Source organism: Actinomadura latina NBRC 106108 (genome assembly GCF_001552195.1).
In the GTDB taxonomy this organism is placed as follows: Bacteria; Actinomycetota; Actinomycetes; order Streptosporangiales; family Streptosporangiaceae; genus Spirillospora; species Spirillospora latina.
Genome location: NZ_BCQS01000019.1, coordinates 180,313 through 201,922 on the forward strand (window position 1 = coordinate 180,313; position 21,610 = coordinate 201,922).

A 21,610-nucleotide genomic window follows, 5' to 3' on the forward strand; every position below is an offset into this window, starting at 1 on the left:
GCTCAGCGGAGGCGGCGCAGGTAGGGGTCCCAGCCGCGGCGGGGCGCGAGGCGGACGCGGGCGTCGACGGCCACGACCCCGCCCGGGCGGACCATCGTGGGGTTGAGGTCCAGTTCGGCGATCTCCGGATGGTCGGCCGCCAGCCTCGACAGCCGCAGCAGCACCGCGCGCAGCCCCGCGAGATCGCCGGCCGGGCGCGCCGGGTGGCCGAGCAGCAGCGCCGACAGCCGCGGGGCGCGGATCAGCTCGTCGGCCTCCCGGGTCGTGAGCGGCGCCAGCCGGGCGGCGCGGTCGGCCAGCGCGTCGGCGTCGACGCCCCCCGCTCCGAAGACCACCACCGCTCCGAACACCTCATCCTGGACGGCGCCGCACAGCACCTCGACGCCCTGGTCCGCCATGGCCTGGACGAGCATGCCCTCCAGAGCGTCGCCGAACCGCCCCGACAGCCGGCCGAACGCCGCCCGGACGGCGTCCTCCCCGTCCAGGCCCAGCTCCAGCGCGCCCGCGGCGGTCTTGTGGACCATGCCGCCGACGTGCGCCTTCAGCGCCACCGGGCCGCCCAGGTCACGTGCCGCCGTGACCGCCTCTTCCTCGGTCCGGGCCCAGCGCCACGCGGCCACCGGCAGCCCGTAGGACTCCAGCAGGCGGTACGCCTGGGCGGGCGGCAGCCAGCCGCCGTCCGGCTCGCCGGCCAGGAACCCGCCGATGACGCCGGCCGCCTCGTCCGGGCGCACGTCGCCCAGCGCGGGCGGCGCCTCCCGCGGGACGTCCCGCCGCCGCGCGTACGTCCAGGCGCGGGCCAGCGCGCGGGCGGCGTTCTCCGGGTAGGCGTAGCACGGGAGCGCCTCGTCGTTGATCGTGACCGTCTCGGCCTGCCCGAGCACCACCGCCGCCATCGGCACGCGGCAGTTGCGCAGCGCGGCCCGCAGGTCGCCGAGCGCGGTCGGGGCCACCAGCGCCAGCACTGCGTCCACGGCGCCGTCCGCGGCGACCAGCTCGACGGCCGCGCGGAACACGTCGGCGGAGACGGCGGCGGTGGTGTCGACGGGATTGGCGACCGCCGCGCAGGACGGCAGCAGCTCCGCCAGCCGGCGCCGGGTGGCCTCGTCCAGGACCGGGACGGTCAGCCCCGCGTCGGAGCAGGCGTCGGCGGCCAGCACTCCGGCGCCGCCCGCGTTGGACACCACCGCCACCCGCGGCCCGGCCGGCAGCGGCTGCGTCGCCAGCAGCGCGGCGGCGTCCACCAGCTCCCCGAGGTCGTCGGCGGCCACGATGCCGGCCTGCTCGAACAGCGCCCGGCGGGTCAGCTCGGGGGTCGCGGCGGCGGCCGTGTGCGACGCCGCCGCCCGGGAGCCGGGCGCCGACCGTCCGGCCAGCACGGTCAGCAGCGGCATCTTCGCGGCGACCCGGCGCGCCGTCCGGGCGAACTTGCGGGGGTTGCCGAACGACTCCACATGCAGGATGCCGAGCCGGGTCGTCTCGTCCGACTCCCACCACATGAGCATGTCGCTGGCGCTGACGTCGTACTTGTCGCCCACCGAGGCGAACGTGGAGACCCCGATGCCGAGCCGCGACAGCTCCGCGATCAGGGCGATGCCGACACCGCCCGACTGGACCGCCACGCCCGCGCTCCCGAACGCGGGGCCGCGGGCGCCGAACGTCGCGTCCAGCCTTATCCCGGTGTTGGCGATGCCCAGGCAGTTCGGACCGACCAGCCGCATGCCGTACTCCCGGCAGACGGCCAGGAGGCCGCGCCCCTGGTCGGCGGTCAGGCCCGAGCTGATCACCACCAGGGCGGGTATACCGAACCGCCCGCACGCCGCCGCCACGCCCGGCACCGACGACGCGGGCACCGTGATGATCGCGAGGTCGGGCGGCTCGGGCAGGTCCGCGAGCGTCGCCACGCAGGGGGCGCCGTGCATCTCGCTTCCGGCGCTGTGCGGGTTCACCGCGTAGACGGCGCCCTTGAACCCGCCGCCGACGATGTTGTGCAGCAGTTCGGCGCCGACCGTCCCGCGTTTGCGGGACGCCCCGATGACCGCGACGACCCGGGGCCGCAGCAGCGGCTCCAGGCTCGCCACGTCCGCCCGCCGCTCCCGCTCCGCGACCGCGTCCAGGTATCCGTCGTCGTCGGAGACCAGCGGGATCGTCAGGTCGACGACGCCGTCGGCCGTCCGCTGCCGGACCGCCATCCCGGCGTCGGCGAACACGCGCAGCATCGCGCTGTTCTCCGGCAGCGTGTCGGCCCGGAAGGCCACGAGCCCGTCGTCGCGGGCCAGCGACGCCAGGTGTTCCAGCAGCAGGGTCCCGACGCCCCGGTGATGCATCCGGTCGGCGACCGCCATCGCGACCTCGGCCTCCCCGGGCACCCCGGTCGGCTCGTACTCCGCGACGCCGATCAGGTCGCCGTGCAGCCAGGCGCCGAGCGCCGCGTGATCAGGGCCGTCCGCCCGGCAGACCCGTCCGGCCACCTCGCCCGCCATGGCCCGGTTGAGGCCGAAGAACCGCAGGTACAGGCTCTCCTCGCACAGGCCCTCGTGCAACTCGCGCACCGCGTCCAGGTCCGCCGCGCCCAGCCGGCGTATCTGGACCTGCGTGCCGTCGGTCAGCAGCGCGAACGCCCGCGCACCGGAAAGCCGCTCTGTCATGCCTCCAGCGTCTGACGGGGCGAGTCGAAGATCAGCGTCCCAAGGTCACCGGCGACCGGGACTTTGGTCCCATTCCGGGCCGCCCGCAGCCCGGCGGAGCCGCTCGACGCTCGCGGAGAGTCGCGCGCCGGGGAGGGGAGGGCATGCGAGAGGCGGGAGAAGTCCTCCGCCGCTTAGGCAGCGTTTCGAGCTGGACGGTGCGCGGTCTCCCGCTTCTCCGTCCCTTTCTTTGGCTTCTCCCGCCACCTCCATTCCACCGCGCCGGCACCGCCGGCGACAGGGACGAAGGTCCTCGTTCGCCGGGAATCAGCTTCCCGCGACCGGGAGAGTGACGCGGAAGACCGTGTGGCCGGCGCCGGCGAGTTCGGCGCGTCCGCCGTGCGCGGCGGCCACCGCCTGGACGATCGCCAGTCCGAGGCCCGTGCCTCCGGCGGTGCGGGAGCGGCCGTGGTCGGCGCGGACGAACCGGTCGAAGATCTCGTCCCGCTGGTCGGGCGGGATGCCGGGCCCGTCGTCCGCCACGTCGAGGACGACAGCGCCGCCGCGCACCGCGAGCCGGACGGTGACGTGCGTGCCGGGCGGCGTGTGGGTGCGGGCGTTGGCGAGCAGGTTGGCGATCAGCTGGTGCAGGCGGCGGTCGTCGCCGGTGACCGTGACCGGCTCCTCGGGCAGCACCAACTCCCAGCGGTGCCCCGGACCGGCGGCGCGGGCGTCGGCGGTGGCGTCCAGGACGAGCCGGGTCAGGTCCACCGGACGCGACTCCAGCGGCCGGCCGGCGTCCAGGCGCGCGAGGAGGAGCAGGTCGTCGACCAGTTCCGACATGCGCACCGACTCGGCCTCGATGCGTCCGAGCGCGTGCCGCACCTCCGCCGGGACGGGCTCGGACGTGCGCAGCGCGAGTTCGGCATGGCCCCGGATCGCGGCGACGGGAGTGCGCAGCTCATGGCTGGCGTCGGCGGCGAACCGGCGCAGCCGCTCCTCGCTGGCGTGCCGCCGGGCGAGCGCGTTCTCGACGTGGCCGAGCATCCGGTTCAGCGCCGCGCCGACCTGGCCGACCTCGGTGCGCGGGTCGGTGTCGGGGACCCGCTCCGGCATCGCCACCTCGCCGCTGGCCAGCGGCAGCTCGGTCACGCGGGAGGCGGTGGCCGCGACCCGGCGCAGCGGGCGCAGCGCCAGCCCCACCAAGAGCGCCGCCGCGATCCCGGCGGCGCCGAGCACGGCCGCGAAGACGACGGCCTCCACCAGGATCAGCCGGTGCACGGTCTCCTCGACCGGATCCAGCGGCAGCCCGGTGATCAGCACGTCGCCGTCGTCGCCGTGCACCGCCGCCACCCGGTACTCCTCCAGCGCCGACAGCGACAGCGACCGGCCGCGGCCGTCGGGCGGGACGGCGGCCAGGGAGCGCCGGTCGGCGGCGGTGAGCGGGACGGGCTCGACGTCGTCGGCGCGGACGACGACCGCCTGCGTCACCGAGCCGCCGAGCAGCCGGGCGCCGAACGTCCCGGGCGCCTGGCCCCGGGAGTCGGGCCTGTTGTCGGCGTCGCGGGGACGCTCGTGCTCCAGGCTCGCCGGGAACCGCCCGCCGGACGCGGCCAGCTGCTCGTCCAGCCGGCCGACGAGGAACCGGCCGAGCGCCGCCGCCGTGCCCAGCCCGACCAGGAGGCAGCTCAGCGCGAGCAGGACGACCAGCCCGGCGGTCAGCCTCGCCCGCAGCGTGCGGGCCGCCGCCGGGACCCTCACCTGGCCTCCGGCTTCAGCACGTACCCGACGCCCCGGACGGTGTGGATCATCGGCGTCCGGCCCGCGTCGATCTTCTTGCGCAGGTAGCTGATGTACAGCTCGACGACATGGGCCTGGCCGCCGAAGTCGTAGTCCCAGACGCGGTCGAGGATCTGCGCCTTGGACAGCACCCGGCGCGGGTTGCGCATCAGGAACCGCAGCAGCTCGAACTCGGTCGGGGTCAGGTCGACGAGTTCGCCGTCCCGGGTGACCTCGCGGGCCTCCTCGTCCATCGCCAGGCCGCCGACCGCCAGCAGCCCGGCGGCGCCGGACTGCCGGGTCATCCCGGCGCGGCGCAGCAGCCCGCGCAGCCGCGCCAGGACCTCCTCCAGGCTGAACGGCTTGGTCACGTAGTCGTCGCCGCCCGCGGTGATCCCGGCGATGCGGTCCTCGACGGCGTCGCGGGCGGTCAGGAACAGCACGCACACGTCGGGGGCGTCGGCGCGCAGACGGCGCAGGACCTGCAGGCCGTCGATGTCGGGGAGCATCACGTCCAGCACGACCGCGTCGGGGCGGAAGTCGCGGGCGGCGGCGACCGCCCCGGCGCCGTCGCCGGCGGTGCGGACCGCCCAGCCCTCGGACGCCAGCACGCGCGACAGCACCTCGGCCAGATCCGGCTCGTCGTCGACGACCAGGACCCGGACGGGCGTGCCGTCCGCGCGGCGCAGACTCGCGGAACCGGGTTCGTCACTTGTCATGGTGCGGCCAGCATCCCTCTCCGACCTCTGAGTCTCCTCTGAAAAGGCGCTGAAGGAGCGTCTTTCCCATGGTGTCAGAGGGAACACAGAAACTGCGTTGGCAGGGTGGCCGGCATGACCACGACCAGGTTCGACATCCCGCGGCACGTGGCCCGGCCCCCGCGTCCGGCATGGCGCGTCCCGTCCTCGTGGCCGCAGGTCCTCGTCTACGCGGGCGCGGCGCTGGTGCTGGCGCTGTGGTGGCGGAGCACCGGCTCGGTCACCGGGCTGGACGGCTGGCTGACCGAGGCGGGCCGCGTCACCGGGCTCCTCGCCGGCTACGGATGCGCCGTCCTGCTCGCCCTGATGGCGCGCATCCCGGCGCTGGAACGGGGCGTCGGCACGGACCGGCTCGCACGCTGGCACGCGATGGGCGGCCGGTACACCGTCGGGCTCACCATGGCGCACGTCCTGCTGATCATCTGGGGATATTCGGTGACGTCCCGCACGGACGTCGTCCACCAGACCGTGTCCGTGGTCCTCGACTATCCCGAGATGCTCAAGGGGACGGCCGGGTTCGTCCTGCTGCTGGGCGTCGGGATCACCTCGGCGCGGGCGGCGCGGCGCAGGCTGCGGTACGAGACATGGCACTACCTGCACTTCGCGACCTACCTGGCGATCTTCCTGGCGTTCTCGCACCAGCTCGCCAACGGCGCCCAGTTCGTCGGCGACGCCTGGGCGCGGGCCTCCTGGTACGCCCTGTACATCGGGGTCGCCGTCACGCTCGCCTGGTTCCGGTTCCTGATGCCGGCCGTCCACGGGATCCGGCACGGGCTGCGGGTCGCCGCCGTGCGGCCCGAGGCGCCCGGGGTCGTCTCCGTCTACATGACCGGACGCGACCTGGGCAGGCTGCGCGCCGAGCCGGGGCAGTTCTTCCGCTGGCGGTTCCTCGCGCCCGGCTTCTGGTGGACGGCCAACCCGTACTCGCTGTCGGAACCGCCGCGCGGGCACCGGCTCCGGATCACCGTCAAGGAGGCCGGGGACCACAGCCGCGCCCTGGCCCGGCTCCGCCCCGGGACGCGGGTGGTGGCGGAGGGCCCCTACGGCGGCTTCACCGGCGCGCGGCCCCACCACGACCGGGCGCTGCTGCTCGCCGGCGGCGTCGGCGTCACCCCGCTGCGGACGCTGTTCGAGACGCTCCCCGGCGACGTCACCCTGATCTACCTCGCCCGCCGCCCGGAGGACCTGGCCCTGCGCCGCGAACTGGACGCCGTCGCCGCCGCGCGGGGCGCCCGCGTGCACTACTTCGTGGACGAGCCGTCCGAGTACTCGCTGCCGCTGACCGGGCGGGCGCTGCGGTCGGTCGTTCCCGACGTGCGGCACCGGGACGTCTACCTGTGCGGGCCGCCCGGCATGACCGCCGCCGCGCTGCGGGCCCTCCGCCAGGCGGGCGTGCGGCGCCGCCACATCCGTACCGAGTCGTTCGAGTTCTGAGAGGCCGAGCATGCGCCGAGCCGTGATCACCACGGGCACGACGGTCGCGGGCGTGGTCCTGCTGCTGTCGCTGAAGCCGCACCACCAGGCGTTCTCCGGGGCGCTGCCGCCGAGCCCGGAGCCGTCCGGCTCGGGCGGGGGCGCGACGGCGCCCGCCACGAGCGGAACCTACAAGGGGCAGCGGATCGACACCCGGTACGGGCCGGTCCAGGTCGAGATCACGATGTCCCGGGGCCGGCTCACCGCGGTCCAGGTTCTGCGCGCCCCTTCGGAGAACGGCCGCGACCGGGAGATCGCCGCCTTCGCGCTCCCCCGGCTCACCAAGGAGGCCATCGCGGCGGGCAGCGCCCACATCGACGCCGTCTCCGGAGCGACCTACACCAGCGAGGGGTACATCACGTCCCTGCAAAGCGCATTGGACAGCGCGCGTGCCTGAGACGATCCGCCACGTCGAGCACGTCATGGGGACGGCGGTCACCTTCGACGTCCGCGCGGCCCCCTCCCCCGCGATCAGCGGCGCACTCGCGGAGGCCGTCGCCTGGCTCCACCACGTCGACCGCGTCTTCTCCCCCTACCGGCCCGACAGCCAGATATCCCGCCTCGCCGAGGGGCGCCTCACGGTCGGCGAATGCGATCCCGAGGTCGCCGGCGTCCTGCGCCGCTGCGAGGAACTGGAGCGCATCACCGGCGGGACGTTCACCTGCCGGCCCGGCGGACGGCTCGACCCCAGCGGCCTGGTCAAGGGATGGGCGGTCGAGCGGGCGTCCACGATCCTGCACGACGCCGGGGTCCGCGACCACTGCGTGAACGGCGGCGGCGACATCCAGGCGCGCGGGGAGAGCCGTCCGGGACGCCCCTGGCGGATCGGCCTCACCGACCCGCGGCACCGCGACCGGCTCATCGCCGCCGTGACCGGCCGCGACCTCGCCGTCGCCACCTCGGGGACCGCCGAACGCGGCGCCCACATCGTCGACCCGCGCACCGGCCGCCCCGCCGCCGGCCTCGCCTCGATCACCCTGGCCGGACGGCACCTGGCCGACGTGGACGCACTCGCCACCGCCGCCTTCGTCATGGGCGGCGCCGCCCACGCGTGGGCGGACGCGCAACCAGGCATCGAGGCGCTGGCCGTGACGTCCGACGGCTCCGCGTGGTGGACGCCCGGCTTCGAGGATGTCGCCCTCTTCCTGCCGCGCGCGGGCATGAGCCGCCCGGTCGGAGCGCAGGACGGACACGGTTGACGCGGCGCGCCTCGAAGACCCGGACGACCGCCTCGGACTCACGCCGGCCGGCCGGCCTCGCTCTCCGCGGAGGCGTGCACGACGGCCACTGGGACAGGCGCATGGTGGACCAGCGCGTGGCTCACCGAGCCGAGCAGCAGACCGCGGAAGCCGCCCACTCCGCGCGAGCCGACGACGAGCAGGCGCGCCTCGCCCGCCGCGTCCATCAGGACCTTTCTCGGAACGCCGGTGACGACTTCTATCTCGGCCTCCACCCCGGGATGGCGCTCGCGCAGCGGCGCCATCAGCCGGGCCAGCCGCGCCTCGGCCGCGGCCCTCAGGCCGGCCTCGTCCACCAGCGGCGGCAGTTCCTTCCCGGGCAGCGGGTCCCAGGCCACCAACGCGCGCAGCGAGAGCCCGTGCGCGTCCGCCTCGGCGAACGCCAGCGCCAATGCCGCCCGGGACGCCGGTGAGCCGTCCATCCCGACCACGACGCGGCCCGGCCCCTGCTGCGGGCCCTGATCGGGATCGCCTCGGACGATCACGACCGGGCACGAGGCGTACGCGGCCACCTGCGCGCCGACCGACCCGAGCGTCAGGCCCGCGAAGCCGCCGGTGCCGCGCGGGCCCAGCACGATCAGCTCGGCGGTCCCGCTCGCCTCGATCAGCCTGGCCGCGGCCGGCGCACGCGCGAGCACCGCCCGCACCTTGAGGTCGGCCGCCACCTCCTGGGCCCGCTCGATGCCGGCGTTCAGGATGTCCTGTGCCGCGGCCCGCGGATCGATCGCGGGCATGGCGGCCAGGCCGCCGGCACGGACGTCCCACGAATGCAGCACGGTCAGCGGCGCGCCTCGCCTCCGAGCGTCCTCGGCGGCCCACTCCAAGGCCCGCGCACTTCCCTCGGAGCCGTCGTACCCGACGAGCACACCGGTCACGGGTTGTTCGCTCATGTGTTCCCCCCGAAGTCGATTCCCCCCGGTCATCGATTCTCCCCATTGATCTCGCACATCAGTCTCGCTCACGGCCGTCGCCTCGAAGAGGGCCCTGGGTCCGGCCGGGCAGGGACCTTCGCCCCTCGGACGGCGCCAGGCCCTACGGCGGCGTCATGAGGGACCAAGGCCCCTTGGGGAGGCCTCCATGCGAGACCAATGTTGGCGCTACTGGTCCGTGCGTATAAGGAGGCCCACGATGCCTGGCACAGCTCGCGACGAGCTCGACATCCAGTTCACGACCACCAACGACGTGCTGCAAGAGGACATGGAGCGCACCCGCGAGATCGTCGCCGGAGTACTGGCACGCGCCCCGCGCCCCGTCCTGCACGCCAGGGCCACGCTCAGCGTCCTCCACGATCCGGCCGTGCCCCGGCCCAATCTGATCTCGGTCCAGGTCGATCTCAACGGCCTGCCGGTCGAGGCCCATGCCGCGGCGCCCTCGATGCCGGAGGCCATCAGCCTCGCCGGCACGCGCCTGCGGGCCCGTGTCGAGAACACGATCCAGTGCACGGAGCCCGGCCGCAGGGCGCCTCAGCACACCACGACGACCGGCCACGGGATCGGCCGCGGCCGGTAACGATGCCCGGACGGGGCCAACTCGCCCCGGCACGTTCGGACGCGGCGCCTCCTCAGCCCCGCAAGGTCGCCGCGTGGTCCGGGACGTAGGTCTGCTCGTCGCGCGGGGGCCGCTCGTATCCCTTGGGAGGGGGACGCTGCGGCAGCCGGAGCGCCGGGCGCTCCACTTCGCGGTACGGAATGCTCGACAGCAGATGGGAGATCATGTTGATGCGGGCCCGGCGCTTGTCCTCGCTCTCGACCACGAACCAGGGCACCTCGGGAATGTCGGTGTGGACGAACATCTCGTCCTTGGCGCGCGAGTACTCCTCCCAGCGCGAGATCGACTCCAGGTCCATGGCGGACAGTTTCCATCTCCGCATCGGGTCGTCGAGCCGGCTGCGGAAGCGGCGTTCCTGCTCGGCATCGCTGACCGAGAACCAGTACTTGCGCAGCAGAATGCCGTCCTCGACCAGCATCCGCTCGAATATCGGGCACTGATGCAGGAAACGCCGGTACTCCTGACCGGTGCAGAACCCCATGACCCGCTCGACTCCCGCGCGGTTGTACCACGACCGGTCGAACAGGACGATCTCACCGGCCGCGGGCAGGTGTTCGACGTACCGCTGGAAATACCACTGGGTCCGCTCCCGGTCGCTCGGCGCCGGAAGCGCCACGATCCGCGCGACGCGGGGGTTGAGGTACTCCGTGACGCGCTTGATGGTGCTGCCCTTGCCCGCGGCGTCCCGCCCTTCGAACACCACGGCGACGCGCGCGCCCTCCGCGCGCACCCACTCCTGCAACACCATCAGCTGCTCTTGCAGCCGGAGCAGTTCACGCTCGTAGATCTGCCGGGGCAAACGCCGGGAACCGCCCATACCGCCTCCAAGCATCGGACCTGTGCCCTCCAGTCTGGCCGATGCGGAAACCTTCGGAGATACGCGGTACGGACCGGCCGGGACGGCGCCCGCGCCGACCCCGACCGCCGCCGCGTCGGCCCTGACCCGGCCCTCCGTGCTGGCCGGCCCGTGCTAGCCGCCGGAATTCTGGGACGCGTGGACGACCGCCACCGGGCAGGGCGCATGCTGCACCAGGGCGTGGCTGACCGACCCGAGGAGCAGGCCGCGGAAGCCGCCCAGTCCCCGCGAGCCGACCACGAGCAGGCGCGCCTCCGCCGCGGCGGCCAGCAGGACCTCACGCGGCGGGCCGACCACGACCTCGGCCTGCACGTCCACGCCGGGGTGAAGCTCCCGCAAGGGGATCACCATCTGCTCCAGCCGCGCGGTGGCCGCCTTCCGCATGCCGGCTTCGTCCGCCAGCGGCGGAAGATCCTGCACCTGCACCGACTCCCAGGCCACCACCGCGTGCACCGACAGCCCATGCGACTCGGCCTCCGCGAACGCCATCGCCAGCGCGGCCCGGGACGCCGGTGAACCGTCCACGCCGGCCACGACGCGCCCCGGTCCCGTCCCCTGGTCCGGGTCGCCTCGGGCGATCACCACGGGGCACGAGGCGTGCGCGACCACCTGAGCGCTGACCGATCCGAGCACCAGGCCGGCGAACCCGCCCAGCCCGCGCGGCCCCAGCACGATCAGGTCGGCGCTCTCCCCCGCCTCGATCAGCATGCCGGCGGGCCGCCCGCATTCGAGCGCGCCCCGCACCGCCACGTCGGGAGCCTGCTTCCGGACGTGCTCGAGACCACCGTCCAGGGTCTCCTGCGCCAAGGACCGCAGGTCCACCATGGGCATGGCCACCGGGCCCCCGATGTAGACCTCGTAAGCGTGGACAACGGTCAGCGGCACGCCGCGAATCCGCGCCTCGCCGGCGGCCCAGTCCAAGGCCCGAACGCCGTTCTCCGAACCGTCGTAACCGACAACGACACCAGTGATCGGCTCTGCGTTCATGGCCTTCTCCCCACCTCAGGCTTATCGATCGGGTTCGTGCATCACCAGGCTTGCTCGCGGCGGCCCGTCCCCGAGAGTGACATCGGTCCGGATTAGGAGGGACCTTGGCCCCTCGGACGACGCTGAATCCGGCCGGCGCAGCGAAGGATGCCCAATAGCCGAGCGCGCAATCTCGGCGAGCCGGACGCCGGCGCGGGGCCGAATGGCCGCGCACGCGATGACGAAGGTCCCTAGGACGGACGTCCGTTCAGAACAACGCTTATGGCACCGATCCTCTCGCGCGACTCCCCCTAATTAGTGACAACCCACCCCCAGAGGAGAGAGCACATGTCCACGCAACGAGCGATCATCCTTGCCGGAGCCGACGGCTCCGCGCCGTCCGACCACGCCATCGACTGGGCCGCGGACGAGGCCGCGCGGCTCGGCAAGGCGCTCGGCCTCGTCCACGTCGTGGAGACGGCCACCCTGGACATTCCGGGGCACACGACCGATGTCATCTCCGAAGAGCTCGCCGAGACCGGGACCCGGATCCTGCGGGACGGCCAGGCTCGCGCATCGCTGCGGCAGCCCGGGATCGCCGTCCAGACCATGCTCGTCCACGAACGGAGCGTGCCGGCCGGGTTCCGGCAGTACGCCGCCGAGGCCGCCGAGGCCGTCGTCGGCCATCGCGGGCGGGGTGGTTTCGTCGGGCTGCTGCTCGGTTCCACCGCCCTGCGGCTGGCCGGGCACTACCCCGGCCCGGTGATCGTGGTCCGCGATCAGGCCGAGGCCGCGACCGGCGAGATCGTGGTCGGGCTGGACATGGCCGAGGACCCCGGGCCGGTGCTCACCCACGCGTTCGCCGCGGCGTCCGCCCGGGGAGCGCGGCTGCGGGTCCTGCACGCCTGGCACCCCGCGCCGCTCGCGATCGAGGGCGGCGTGGACCTGAAGATCACCGCCGACGCCCTCCGCGAGCACCTGGCCGCCGCGCTGGCGCCCTGGCGGAGCAGGCACCCGGACGTCGAGGTCGCCGAGGACGTCGTCATCGGCCACCCGGTCGAGACGCTCGGCCTGGCGTCCGCCAGGGCCGACCTCGCCGTCGTCGGCTCCCGGGGGCGGTCGCTCCCGCTCGGCTCGGTGAGCCACGGCCTCATCCACCATGCCCGCTGCCCGGTCGCGGTCGTCCGCCCGTACGAGTGACCGCCGGGTTCCGGCGCGCCGGGTGCCGCGTGCCCGGATCGGGTCCGGTGGGCCATGCAGGACAGGACTTTGGTCCACCGGGCTCGGGCCGACGCCCGGCGCCCGGCGGGCGGCCGCGGTGATCAGCTGACATCGCGGCGGTTCCGCCGCTGACCGAAGGAGGCCGCTCATGACCGCGCAACCCTCCCGCCGGCGGCTGGGGCTGTGGATGGCCACCGCCCTGGTGGTCGGCAACATGATCGGATCGGGCGTGTTCCTGCTGCCCCCTCCAGCGCGACGAGGCGACCCCCAGCAGCGGTGATACGGCGTAGAGGACCTTCGTCCCTGACGCCGCCCGCCGCGACCCCGGCACTCTGGATCCATGCAGCTCGATCAGAGCGGCCTGCAGCACCTGGACGAGGACGAGTGCCGCGCTCTCCTCGCGCGCGCCGTGATCGGACGCATCGTCTTCACCCACCAGGCGCTCCCCGCCGTCCAGCCGGTCAACTTCGTCCTCAGCCGCGGCGACATCGTGATCAAGGTGTCGCGGAGGTCGAGGCTCGCGACGGCCGCCGCCGACACCGTCGTGGCCTTCGAGATCGACGACTACGACACCGAGGCCGAGACGGGCTGGTCGGTGGTCGCCGTCGGCCGCGCCCGGCGCGTCACCGACCCCCGTGAGATCACCGCGCTGGAGTCCCTGCCGCTGCGCACGTGGGCACCGGTGGAACGCGACACCTTCATCCGCGTCCGCCCCGAATTCGTCACCGGCCGCCGCATCGGCAGCGCCACCGAGGCGACCGCCGCGCCCTGAGGCCCTGAGAAGGGCGAGGCCGCCCCTCTCGAACCGCCGGACATGCGGACCTTGGTCCCGTCGATCATGAGCCGAACGGACCTACAGCGCCGGCCGCGGACGGCGTTGAGTAGGAGGTGAAGAAACCAAGGCGATGTGATGGAAGGTGAGACGGCGATGGCAGTCTCCGAGCACAAGACGCACGTGAGGCGGAGCACTCTGATCCGCGTGGTCGCCCCCAAGCCGCTGACCGAGACGCCCGCCGCTCGCTACATCTGGGCGGCCGCGCGACTGGCGCTGGGCTGGGTGTTCGCATGGGCGTTCGTGGACAAGCTGTTCGGGCTGGGCCACGCGACCCCGGCCGGCAAGGGCTGGCTGGACGGCGGAAGCCCCACCGAGGGGTTCCTGGCGCACGCACCCAAGGGCCCGTTCGCCGGGTTCTACAACGACCTGGCCGGCGCGGCCTGGGCCGACTGGCTGTTCATGATCGGGCTGGGCGGGGTCGGCGCGGCGCTGATCCTGGGCATCGGGATGCGGGTCGCGGCCGCCGGCGGCGCGGCGCTGCTGGTCCTGATGTGGACGGCCGTTCTTCCTCCGGAGAACAACGTCTTCATGGACGACCACATCATCTACGCACTCCTGATCGTCGGACTGGCCCTGGTCAGCGCCGGCGACACCCTGGGACTCGGCCGCTGGTGGGGCAAGACCCCGCTGGTGGAAAGGCTCCCCTTCCTCAAGTAGCCGACGGTAGTCGCCAAGGACGCCCGCCCAGCGGCGGGCGTCCTGCTGTGCATCACCGTCACCGCGCTTCGTGCGGGGAGGACGCCTGCGGCGTCCGGGGAAGCCGGATCGTGACGCGGAGGCCGCCGGTGGGGCGGGGCGTGAGGTCGAGGGTTCCGTCGTGTGCCCGGACGATGCTGTGCACGATGGCCAGCCCGAGTCCGACGCCGGCGTGTTCGTTGGTGTGTACGCGTTGTGTCCCGCGTTGGAAGGGTTCGGTGAGGGTCGGCAGGAGTTCTGCCGGGACTTCGTGGCCGGTGTTCTCCACGCGCAGCATGCTTGCGTCGTGCTGGGGTTCGGTGTGGACCGTGACGGTGCCGCCGGTGGGCAGGTTGTGGACGATGGCGTTCTGGACGAGGTTGGTCACCATCCGCAGGAGGAGTTCCGCCGAGCCGTTGGCCATTGCTGTTTCGCCGGTGACGTCGAGGGTGATCCGGCGCTGTTCGGCGAGAGGGAGCAGTGTCTCGGCGGCTTGTTCGGCGACGAGGGACAGGTCGACGGGTTCGCGGGTGAAGCTTCTGCTGTTGCCGCGGCTCAGCAGCAGGAGGGCCTCGGTGAGGTCGATCGCCCGGGTGTTGACGGTGTAGAGGCGCTGGATGAGTTCGCCCTGATCTCGCGCGGGGTCGTTGCGGGCGACGTCCAGGAGTGCCTGGGAGATCGCCAGCGGGGTGCGCAGCTCGTGGGAGGCGTTGGCGGCGAACCTCTGCTGTTCGCGGACGTGGGATTCGAGTTGCTGGAGCATGGTGTCGAACACGTCGGCGAGCTCCCGGAATTCGTCCCTGCGCCCGTGGAGCCGGATCCGGTGGGACAGTGATCCGTCCGCGGCCAGCCGAGCCGCGTCCGTGATCCGGGCGAGCGGTGCGAGCATCCGGCCGGCCAGGATCCATCCGCCCAGCAGGCCGAACACCAGCAGGAAGGCCATCGCCTGGGCCGCGCGGGGGGCGAAGGCGCGCAGGAGGTCGGAGCGGTCGGGCATGAACTGCGGGGACGGCGCCCCGTACCTGCCGAGCCTCGGCTTGGTGACGAACGCGTTGTCGGGTACATAGCGCAGCAGGAACACCCACACCACGGCGAGCAGGAGACCGCCCGCGAGGATGAGGAATCCGGCGTAGCTGAGGGTGAGTTTCAGGCGGGCGCTGAGCCCCGGGGGCCTATTCACGGGTGCCGCCGGGGCCGGTGTCGATGCGGTAGCCGACGCCGGGCACCGTGGCGATCAGCCGTGGTTCGCCGAGGCGTTTGCGCAGGGCGGAGACGGTGATGCGGACGGCGTTGGTGAAGGGATCGGCGTTGGCGTCCCAGGCCCGCTCCAGCAGCTCTTCGGCGCTGACGACCCCGCCTCGGGCGGCGACGAGGACTTCGAGCACGGCGAACTGCTTGCGGGTGAGCGCGACGTAGCGTCCGTCCCGGAAGACCTCCCGGCGGAAGGGATCCAGCCGCAGGCCCGCGATCTCGCTGACCGGGGGCCGGGCGTGCGCGCGCCTGCGGTCCAGCGCCCGCAGCCGCATGACCAGCTCGCGGAGCTCGAACGGCTTGGTGAGGTAGTCGTCGGCGCCGAGCCCGAACCCCGAGGCCTTGTCGTCGATCCGGTCGGCGGCGGTGAGCATGAGGATCGGGATGCCGCTGCCGGAGGCGACGAGGCGCCGGGCGATCTCGTCGCCGGACGGGCCAGGGATATCGCGGTCCAGGACCGCCAGGTCGTAGGAGTTGACGGCCAGCAGCTCCAGGGCGGTGTCGCCGTCACCGGCGATGTCGGCCGCGATCGCCTCCAGCCGCAGACCGTCCCGCACGGCCTCCGCCAGGTAGGGCTCGTCCTCCACAATCAGCACGCGCATGCCTGAAGGCTAGGCAACCCGGCATATCGCCGACATATTCAAACGGCAGCGTCCACCAGGCGCGTCACCAGATCCTCGTAGGGCAGTCCTGCCGCGGCGAACATCCTCGGCACCTGGGACTCGGCCGTCATTCCCGGCATCGTGTTGACCTCGTTCAGGACGGGTCCGTGGTCGGTGAGGAAGAAGTCGATGCGGGCGACACCGGGCCGTTCGAGCCACCGCGCTCCCTCGGTCGGCCGGACGTCGGAGCCGGTGCGCCGCACCTCCGCGGTGAAGATCCGCTGCTGCTCGATTCCGCGCATACGACGGGCCGGCGCTGACAGTGATGCGCTGTGGTCCATGCCCTCACTGAAGGCGGACGCCTGTTGCGGTGCCGTATGCGGTTTTCGATACGCCCGCGATACGTCGAATTCCCGCCGTCAAGGAACCCGCGGACCGGCGGCGAAGAGGCCCCAGAACTGGTGGTTCCGAAGGGTCATTCGGTGCCCGTCGGGCCCGTTCCCTGCGAGTTGCCGTTCTGCGTGCTGCCGGGGTTGCCCGGAGAACTGCTCTGGATGTGATCTTGGACCACGGTATGGGCGCGTGACAGCAGGTCTGTGGCGCGGGGATAGTCGGCGAGCTGCTCGACGAGAAGGTCCAGTGCGGGCAGGAGGACGTGCGCGGGGACGTCGCGGGCGGCGAGGATGTCGACGGTCCATGTCATGAACGCGGTGAACAGCCCGGGATCGTCCAGGTACAGGGCGGTGCTGAAGAACTCAACGATGTGGGAGATGTCCTCGGCCGTCCGGGTCCGCTGCTCATCGGTGTAACCGGCCATCGCCGGGATCCGCGACTGCAACCCGCTCAGGACATGCCGGACCAGCTGGGGCGTCGTCCGGGTGACATGGGCGTAGGTCCGGTCGGCAAGGTGCGGCAGGTCATCGACGACGCGGTGCGGGCGCGGCTTGGGCAGCGGGCCGCGCGCCAGCCGGTCGGCGGCGGCGCGGGCGTCGGGCGCCCACGCGTCCGCGCCCAGCAGGACGGCGTAGCGGCCGTCGGGGCCGTAGGCTGCGCCGCCGACCATGACCGGGGTGCCGGTCGACTGGCACGCGGTGATGGCCGCGTGCGCGGCCGGGAGCCGGGTGGCGATCGAGGACGACAGCGCCACCGCGGCCGGGCCCGTCTCGTGCAGATGGGAGATCAGATGCGGCGTCGGCACCTGGGCGCCGAGGTAGTCGACCTGCCAGCCGCGCAGCCGCAGCACCTCGGCCATGAGCCGGGCGGGCAGGGCGTGCCACTCGCCGTCGATGCACGCCACCGCGATCCGGCCGCGCCGCTCCGCGGCCGGCACCCGCCGCCGGGCGGCCGGATGATGCGCGACCGCACCGATCACGCGCTCGTTGACGGCGGTGGCGGTGTGCTCCTGCGCGACGCTGATCCGGTTGGCCGCCCACTCGCGCCCGACCCGGGCCTGCAGGGGGGCGATGACGTCCAGCAGCAGGTCCTCGGGATCCATGCCGTCGTCCAAGGCCGCCATCACGATGTCGGTGGCGGCGTACTCGTCCCCTGCGGTGACGGCCTCCCAGAGCGCGTCCGTCCGGATGCCCGTCCCCGCCCTCCCGTCGGACGGCCGCGCCGAGCGGGTCATGGCGAATCCCCTTCCGGTTGCCGGGCCGCCCCGGCGGAACCCGCCCGGACGCGCCCCGGAGCGGTGATCGCGATCACCGCCATGTCGTCGTGCCGGCCCGCCCCGACCCATTCGGCGGCGAGCATGTGCACCCGCTCCACCAGCGCTTCCGGGGGCATGCCGCCGCACCCGCCCAGCTCGGCGCGCAGCCGCTCGTCGCCGAACATCTCATCGCCCAGCGGCCCGCCGATGGCCTCGGTGATGCCGTCGGTGTACAGCAGGCAGGTGTCGCCGGGGTCGAGCGTCGCCTCCGCGGTCGTCGAGTCGATGTCCTCGAGCACGCCGATCAGCGAGCCGCCGGTCCGGGCCGTCTCGACCGTCCCGCCGACCCGGACGATCAGCGGGGCGGCGTGGCCGGCGCTGGTCAGCCGCAGCCGCACCCGCGCGCCCTGCCGGCGGGCCGAGGCCAGCACCAGCGTGACGAACCTCGTCGAATCGTCCAGCAGCAGGGCACCGTTGAGCAGTTCCAGCAGGCGCCGGTGGTCGCCCGCCATCGGCAGCAGGGCCCGCAGCGTGGTGCGGATCTTGCCGGTCAGGACGGCGGCCTCCAGGCCCTTGCCGCACACGTCCCCCAGCACCACCAGAGACTCGGCCCGCGAGTCGGCCGTGCCTGCGGGAAACACGTCGTAGAAGTCGCCGCCGACCAGGTCCTCGTCACCGGACGGCCGGTACCGCGCCGCCAGCTCCACCCCGTCCAGCTCGTGCGTGCGGGGCGGCAGCAGCTCGCGCATCAGGGTCGCGGTGATGGACGCCTGCTCGGCGTAGAGGCGCGCGGCCGACAGCATCGCCCCGGCGCGGCCGGCGAAGAGGCGGATGGTCAGCTCCTCCCCCGCCGGGAACGCCTCCGGACCCGACAGGCGCAGCAGCACCAGCGCCCCGGCCGGAACACCGTGGCCTGGAAGCGCGATGACCACCATCGCGGCCGGCTTTTCCGGCGACGGGCGCGCGAGCCACGCGGGAGCGGCCCGTGGATCGATCCAGCGCGGGGGCACCGGAGGGAAACCCCGCAACGCCTCGGCCAAGCCCTCGACCTCCGCCGGGTCGATGGGCAGTTCCTCGTGGTCGACCCGCCCGTCCGGCCCGGAGTAGGCGACGGGATGGCCCCGCGCGGACCTCGGAACGATCACCACCGCCGCATCGGCCAGGTGCCGGGCGGCCAGCCGCGCCGTCACCTCCATGCACCGCTCCAGATTGAGCGACGCGGGCAGCTCCTCGGACACCTCGACCAGGAACGCCGTGCGCTCCCGGTCCGTGACATCCAGCAGCCACCAGATCGTCTGCGCCTGGTTCTCCGGCGTCCTGCCCTCCGGCACCGGATGAGCCTCGACCACACGGCCGCCGATCGGTCCCCGCGCGACGGCGCCCGTGCGCCGCCCTCCGGCATCCGTTCCTCCCGGACCGGCTCGATCGCCGATCGACCGCTGGGCATCGGCCAGCCATTCCGGGACGGCGGCGGCCGGCGGACCACCCGGCGGGATGCCCAGCAGCAGCCGCGCCGCGTCATTCACCTGGACGATCCCCCCGGACGGGTCGACGGACAGAACCGCGCAAGGAGCGGAGCGCAACACCGGATCGAGCACGTCCCGCACGCTGCCTTCGCCCTGGGTCGGTTCCGTCACGCCATAGCCTCCGAAAGGTCGTTCTTCCTGACTCCGAATGCCCCCACCGGCCTCAACCGGGACACGCCGCGCAGCCCATCCCGACCGCCTTGCCGGGACACGGCCCTCCATCGCCCGGACGGCTCAGCTCTTCACCCCGTACCCGCAACAGGAGCGAATTCCCTGCCTGCGGCCCGTAGACCCGGTCGGCCGGGGAGCCGCCTCCGGCAGGCGGCTGATCGCGATCCTCACCGCGCGGTGCTCTGGGTGGCGCGGTAGTGGGACGGCGAGACGCCGTACAGGCCGCGGAACGCCTGGCGCAGTGCCTCCTCGCTGCGGAACCCGCAGCGCGCGGCGATCGTCTCCACGGTCAGCGCCGTGCCGGTCAGGAGGTGCGCCGCGGCCTCGCTGCGGGCCCGGCGCACGAACCGACCCGGGGTCATGTCCAGCTCCGCCAGGAACAGGCGTGCGAGATGACGCCGGCTGACCCCCGCGCGGGCCGCGAGCGCCGCCGTCGACAGGTCCGCGGCGGGGTTCCCGGCGATGTGCGCGACGGCGTCCTGGACCAGGGAGTGGCGTGGCGAGGGAGCGGTGAACATGCTCATCTGCGCCTGGTTGCCGGGCCGCTGCAGGTACGTCACCAGCTGCCGCGAGACGTCCCGGGCCAGGTCGGGGCTCACATCGGACTCGATGAACGACAGGGTCAGGTCCAGCGCGGCGGTCACCCCGGCGGACGTGCACACGTGCCCGTCGGACACGAAGATCGGCCCGCTGTCGAACTCGACGGCCGGGAACCGGCTCGCGAGGAACGCGGCGTGCTCCCAGTGCGTCGACGCGCGCCGTCCGTCCAGGAGCCCCGCCGCCGCGAGCACCCCGGCGCCCGTGCACACCGACGACACGCGGCGCGAGACCAGGCCGAGCCTGCGCACGTGCGCGACCAGCCGCCCGTCCTCCATCGCGTCGACGTAGCCGATCCCCCCGGACACGACCAGCGTGTCGAATGGTCCGGTGGCGCGTTCCAGCGACTGCTGCGCCTGCACCGTGAGGCCCGTCCCGGTGTGGATCGGCCGTCCGCCCGGTGAGGCCAGCGACACCTCGTAGATGCCGCGACGGTGCAGGTGGTTGGCCACCTGGAGCGCCGTCACGACGCAGGCGATGTCCAGCAGCTCGGCCGCCGGGTAGCCCACCACGAGGACGCGGCGCAATTCGTGCATAGGGTCGTGCATAGGGTCACGGTATTGCCCTTCCGCCCGATCGCTGCGATGTCCGATGGACGGCCACCCCAAGATTTCGGACCCCGCCGCCTTCAGAACTGGCAGGCGAGCCACGGCGTGCGGACAGTGGTGCCATGGCTACCAGCACGCACACCCCGAGATCCGATACACAACCCCCCGCGCCCGCGACCGGCGCGTGGCGACGGCTCGCCCTGCACTACATCGAGATGGTGCTCGCCATGTTCGCCGGGATGCTCGTCCTCGGCGCTCTCCGCGATCTTCTCGGGCTCACGGTCGCGTTCGACGGACGGCCGGGCGCCCACTACCTGCTCATGGCCACCGACATGGCGATCGGCATGGCCGCCTGGATGCGCCTGCGCCGCCACGGCTGGGCCTGCACGGGCGAGATGTGCGCCGCGATGTACGTCCCGGCGGTGCTGGTCCCGCTCGTCTGGGCCGACGCCATCAGCGCCATGGCGTTCATGACGGCCGCGCACATCCTGATGATGGCCGCGATGCTGGCCGTGCTGCTCCGGCACCGGCACGCGTACGCCCGCTGAGTCGCCATGACCCCGCCCGATATCAAGGTCGTCATCCCGCTGTACGACGGGTTCACCGCCCTGGACGCCGTCGGCCCGTACCAGATGCTGGCCTCCGCACCCGGCACGCAGGTGGTGTTCGCCGCCGAGCAACCGGGCCCGGTCCTGGACGACCACCGTACGCTCCAGTTGACCGCCGTGGCCTTCGACGAGGCGCCGCGCCCGGACGTGGTGGTCGTCCCCGGCGGCCCGGGCACCGTGCACGTCCTGGACGGTGCGCTCCCGTCCTGGCTGCGCGACGTCCATGCCACCACACGCTGGACGACTTCGGTGTGCTCGGGATCGCTCATCCTCGGCGCCGCGGGCCTGATCAAGGGCCTGCGCGCGACGACCCACTACAGGCACCTGGACAAACTTCCCTTGTTCGGCGCCGTCCCGACTCCGGAGCGCGTTGTGGTCGAGCACGACGCCCGTGTCGCGACCGCCGCGGGCGTCTCCAGCGGGATCGACATGGCGCTGCGGCTCGTCGAACTCCTCACCGACGCGCGCACCGCACAGGCCGTCCAACTCTGGACGGAGTACGACCCGCAGCCTCCGTTCGACACCGGATCCCCGCTGCGCGCCCCCCAGGACGTTCTGGAACTGGCCGCCGAATACGACGCGGCCGCCCTGGACGCCGCGACACGATCAACCGAACCGCCGCACGAGGGCCACCATTTCTCATAGATACGTGCCGCGTAGTACGCGCCGTGTATTATTCCGGA

At 73.3% G+C, this 21,610-nt stretch carries 22 protein-coding genes; 10 read left to right on the top strand and 12 right to left on the bottom strand.

Translation table 11 applies throughout. The features are described from left to right. Positions 1–2: 2 nt before the first annotated feature. From AL2_RS24620 to AL2_RS24630, 3 genes are all read right to left on the bottom strand, one after another. On the bottom strand, positions 3–2,648 hold the full coding sequence (locus AL2_RS24620) for a bifunctional acetate--CoA ligase family protein/GNAT family N-acetyltransferase (protein WP_067637378.1): 2,646 nt from the start codon (positions 2,646–2,648) through the stop codon (positions 3–5). 306 nt (positions 2,649–2,954) lie between these two features. Beyond that, entirely contained in the window at positions 2,955–4,388 is a 1,434-nt protein-coding gene (locus AL2_RS24625; protein ID WP_067637381.1) for a sensor histidine kinase, read from the bottom strand. Beyond that, complete coding sequence (locus AL2_RS24630; RefSeq protein WP_067637383.1) at positions 4,385–5,125, bottom strand: response regulator transcription factor; 741 nt, start codon at positions 5,123–5,125, stop codon at positions 4,385–4,387. Before AL2_RS24630 ends, AL2_RS24625 begins: the two co-directional genes overlap by 4 nt. 114 nt (positions 5,126–5,239) lie before the next feature. Between AL2_RS24630 and AL2_RS24635 the strand changes: the two genes are divergently transcribed. The 3 genes from AL2_RS24635 to AL2_RS24645 are packed head-to-tail and all read left to right on the top strand — an operon-like array spanning position 5,240 to position 7,836. Beyond that, positions 5,240–6,598, top strand: coding sequence for a ferredoxin reductase family protein (locus AL2_RS24635; RefSeq protein ID WP_067637385.1), 1,359 nt, complete (start codon positions 5,240–5,242; stop codon positions 6,596–6,598). 10 nt (positions 6,599–6,608) lie between these two features. Then, complete coding sequence (locus tag AL2_RS24640) at positions 6,609–7,034, top strand: FMN-binding protein (protein WP_067637387.1); 426 nt, start codon at positions 6,609–6,611, stop codon at positions 7,032–7,034. After that, the gene (locus AL2_RS24645) at positions 7,027–7,836 is read left to right on the top strand and encodes an FAD:protein FMN transferase (protein ID WP_218003704.1); all 810 of its coding nucleotides are present in this window, start codon (positions 7,027–7,029) and stop codon (positions 7,834–7,836) included. The genes AL2_RS24640 and AL2_RS24645 overlap by 8 nt, the downstream gene beginning before the upstream one ends. Positions 7,837–7,874: 38 nt before the next feature. Here the strand turns inward: AL2_RS24645 and AL2_RS24650 are convergent, their stop codons facing one another. Continuing rightward, positions 7,875–8,765, bottom strand: a complete 891-nt coding sequence (locus AL2_RS24650; RefSeq protein ID WP_067637389.1) for a universal stress protein — start codon at positions 8,763–8,765, stop codon at positions 7,875–7,877. Positions 8,766–9,003: 238 nt separating this feature from the next. Between AL2_RS24650 and AL2_RS24655 the strand changes: the two genes are divergently transcribed. Then, positions 9,004–9,384, top strand: a complete 381-nt coding sequence (locus AL2_RS24655) for a hypothetical protein (RefSeq protein WP_067637391.1) — start codon at positions 9,004–9,006, stop codon at positions 9,382–9,384. A 52-nt stretch (positions 9,385–9,436) separates the two neighbouring features. Here AL2_RS24655 and ppk2 read toward each other — a convergent pair whose 3' ends face one another. Both ppk2 and AL2_RS24665 read right to left on the bottom strand, forming a co-directional pair. Further along, positions 9,437–10,240: a polyphosphate kinase 2 gene (gene ppk2 / locus AL2_RS24660; RefSeq protein WP_067637393.1), complete on the bottom strand. Its 804-nt coding sequence runs from the start codon at positions 10,238–10,240 to the stop codon at positions 9,437–9,439. 153 nt (positions 10,241–10,393) lie between these two features. Further along, the gene (locus AL2_RS24665) at positions 10,394–11,266 is read right to left on the bottom strand and encodes a universal stress protein (protein WP_067637395.1); all 873 of its coding nucleotides are present in this window, start codon (positions 11,264–11,266) and stop codon (positions 10,394–10,396) included. Positions 11,267–11,593: 327 nt separating this feature from the next. Here AL2_RS24665 and AL2_RS24670 point away from each other — a divergent pair, with 327 nt between their 5' ends. The 4 genes from AL2_RS24670 (at position 11,594) to AL2_RS24680 (ending at position 13,958) form a co-directional block, all read left to right on the top strand. After that, the gene (locus AL2_RS24670; RefSeq protein ID WP_067637396.1) at positions 11,594–12,445 is read left to right on the top strand and encodes a universal stress protein; all 852 of its coding nucleotides are present in this window, start codon (positions 11,594–11,596) and stop codon (positions 12,443–12,445) included. Positions 12,446–12,614: 169 nt separating this feature from the next. Beyond that, entirely contained in the window at positions 12,615–12,746 is a 132-nt protein-coding gene (locus tag AL2_RS39830) for a hypothetical protein (RefSeq protein WP_281181609.1), read from the top strand. Between the two features lie 60 nt (positions 12,747–12,806). Next, entirely contained in the window at positions 12,807–13,238 is a 432-nt protein-coding gene (locus AL2_RS24675; protein WP_067637398.1) for a pyridoxamine 5'-phosphate oxidase family protein, read from the top strand. 156 nt (positions 13,239–13,394) lie between these two features. Beyond that, complete coding sequence (locus AL2_RS24680; RefSeq protein WP_067637530.1) at positions 13,395–13,958, top strand: DoxX family membrane protein; 564 nt, start codon at positions 13,395–13,397, stop codon at positions 13,956–13,958. A 58-nt stretch (positions 13,959–14,016) separates the two neighbouring features. Here the strand turns inward: AL2_RS24680 and AL2_RS24685 are convergent, their stop codons facing one another. From AL2_RS24685 to AL2_RS24710, 6 genes are all read right to left on the bottom strand, one after another. Continuing rightward, the gene (locus AL2_RS24685) at positions 14,017–15,156 is read right to left on the bottom strand and encodes a sensor histidine kinase (protein ID WP_067637400.1); all 1,140 of its coding nucleotides are present in this window, start codon (positions 15,154–15,156) and stop codon (positions 14,017–14,019) included. After that, the gene (locus tag AL2_RS24690; protein ID WP_067637402.1) at positions 15,149–15,829 is read right to left on the bottom strand and encodes a response regulator transcription factor; all 681 of its coding nucleotides are present in this window, start codon (positions 15,827–15,829) and stop codon (positions 15,149–15,151) included. The genes AL2_RS24685 and AL2_RS24690 overlap by 8 nt, the downstream gene beginning before the upstream one ends. 38 nt (positions 15,830–15,867) lie before the next feature. After that, positions 15,868–16,131, bottom strand: coding sequence for a M15 family metallopeptidase domain-containing protein (locus AL2_RS38665; RefSeq protein WP_067637404.1), 264 nt, complete (start codon positions 16,129–16,131; stop codon positions 15,868–15,870). 173 nt (positions 16,132–16,304) lie between these two features. Then, positions 16,305–17,456: a cobalamin B12-binding domain-containing protein gene (locus tag AL2_RS24700; RefSeq protein ID WP_067637406.1), complete on the bottom strand. Its 1,152-nt coding sequence runs from the start codon at positions 17,454–17,456 to the stop codon at positions 16,305–16,307. Beyond that, entirely contained in the window at positions 17,453–19,114 is a 1,662-nt protein-coding gene (locus AL2_RS24705) for a SpoIIE family protein phosphatase (protein ID WP_245666880.1), read from the bottom strand. The genes AL2_RS24700 and AL2_RS24705 overlap by 4 nt, the downstream gene beginning before the upstream one ends. Positions 19,115–19,341: 227 nt before the next feature. After that, positions 19,342–20,319 (bottom strand): GlxA family transcriptional regulator, encoded by a 978-nt coding sequence (locus AL2_RS24710; protein WP_245666881.1) that lies wholly within the window; start codon positions 20,317–20,319, stop codon positions 19,342–19,344. Positions 20,320–20,441: 122 nt separating this feature from the next. On the opposite strand from AL2_RS24710, the gene AL2_RS24715 reads away from it, so the two are divergent. Together AL2_RS24715 and AL2_RS24720 are read left to right on the top strand one after the other, a co-directional pair. Continuing rightward, positions 20,442–20,867, top strand: a complete 426-nt coding sequence (locus AL2_RS24715; RefSeq protein WP_210747932.1) for a hypothetical protein — start codon at positions 20,442–20,444, stop codon at positions 20,865–20,867. 6 nt (positions 20,868–20,873) lie between these two features. Beyond that, positions 20,874–21,572: a DJ-1/PfpI family protein gene (locus AL2_RS24720; RefSeq protein WP_210747931.1), complete on the top strand. Its 699-nt coding sequence runs from the start codon at positions 20,874–20,876 to the stop codon at positions 21,570–21,572. Positions 21,573–21,610 lie beyond the last annotated feature (38 nt).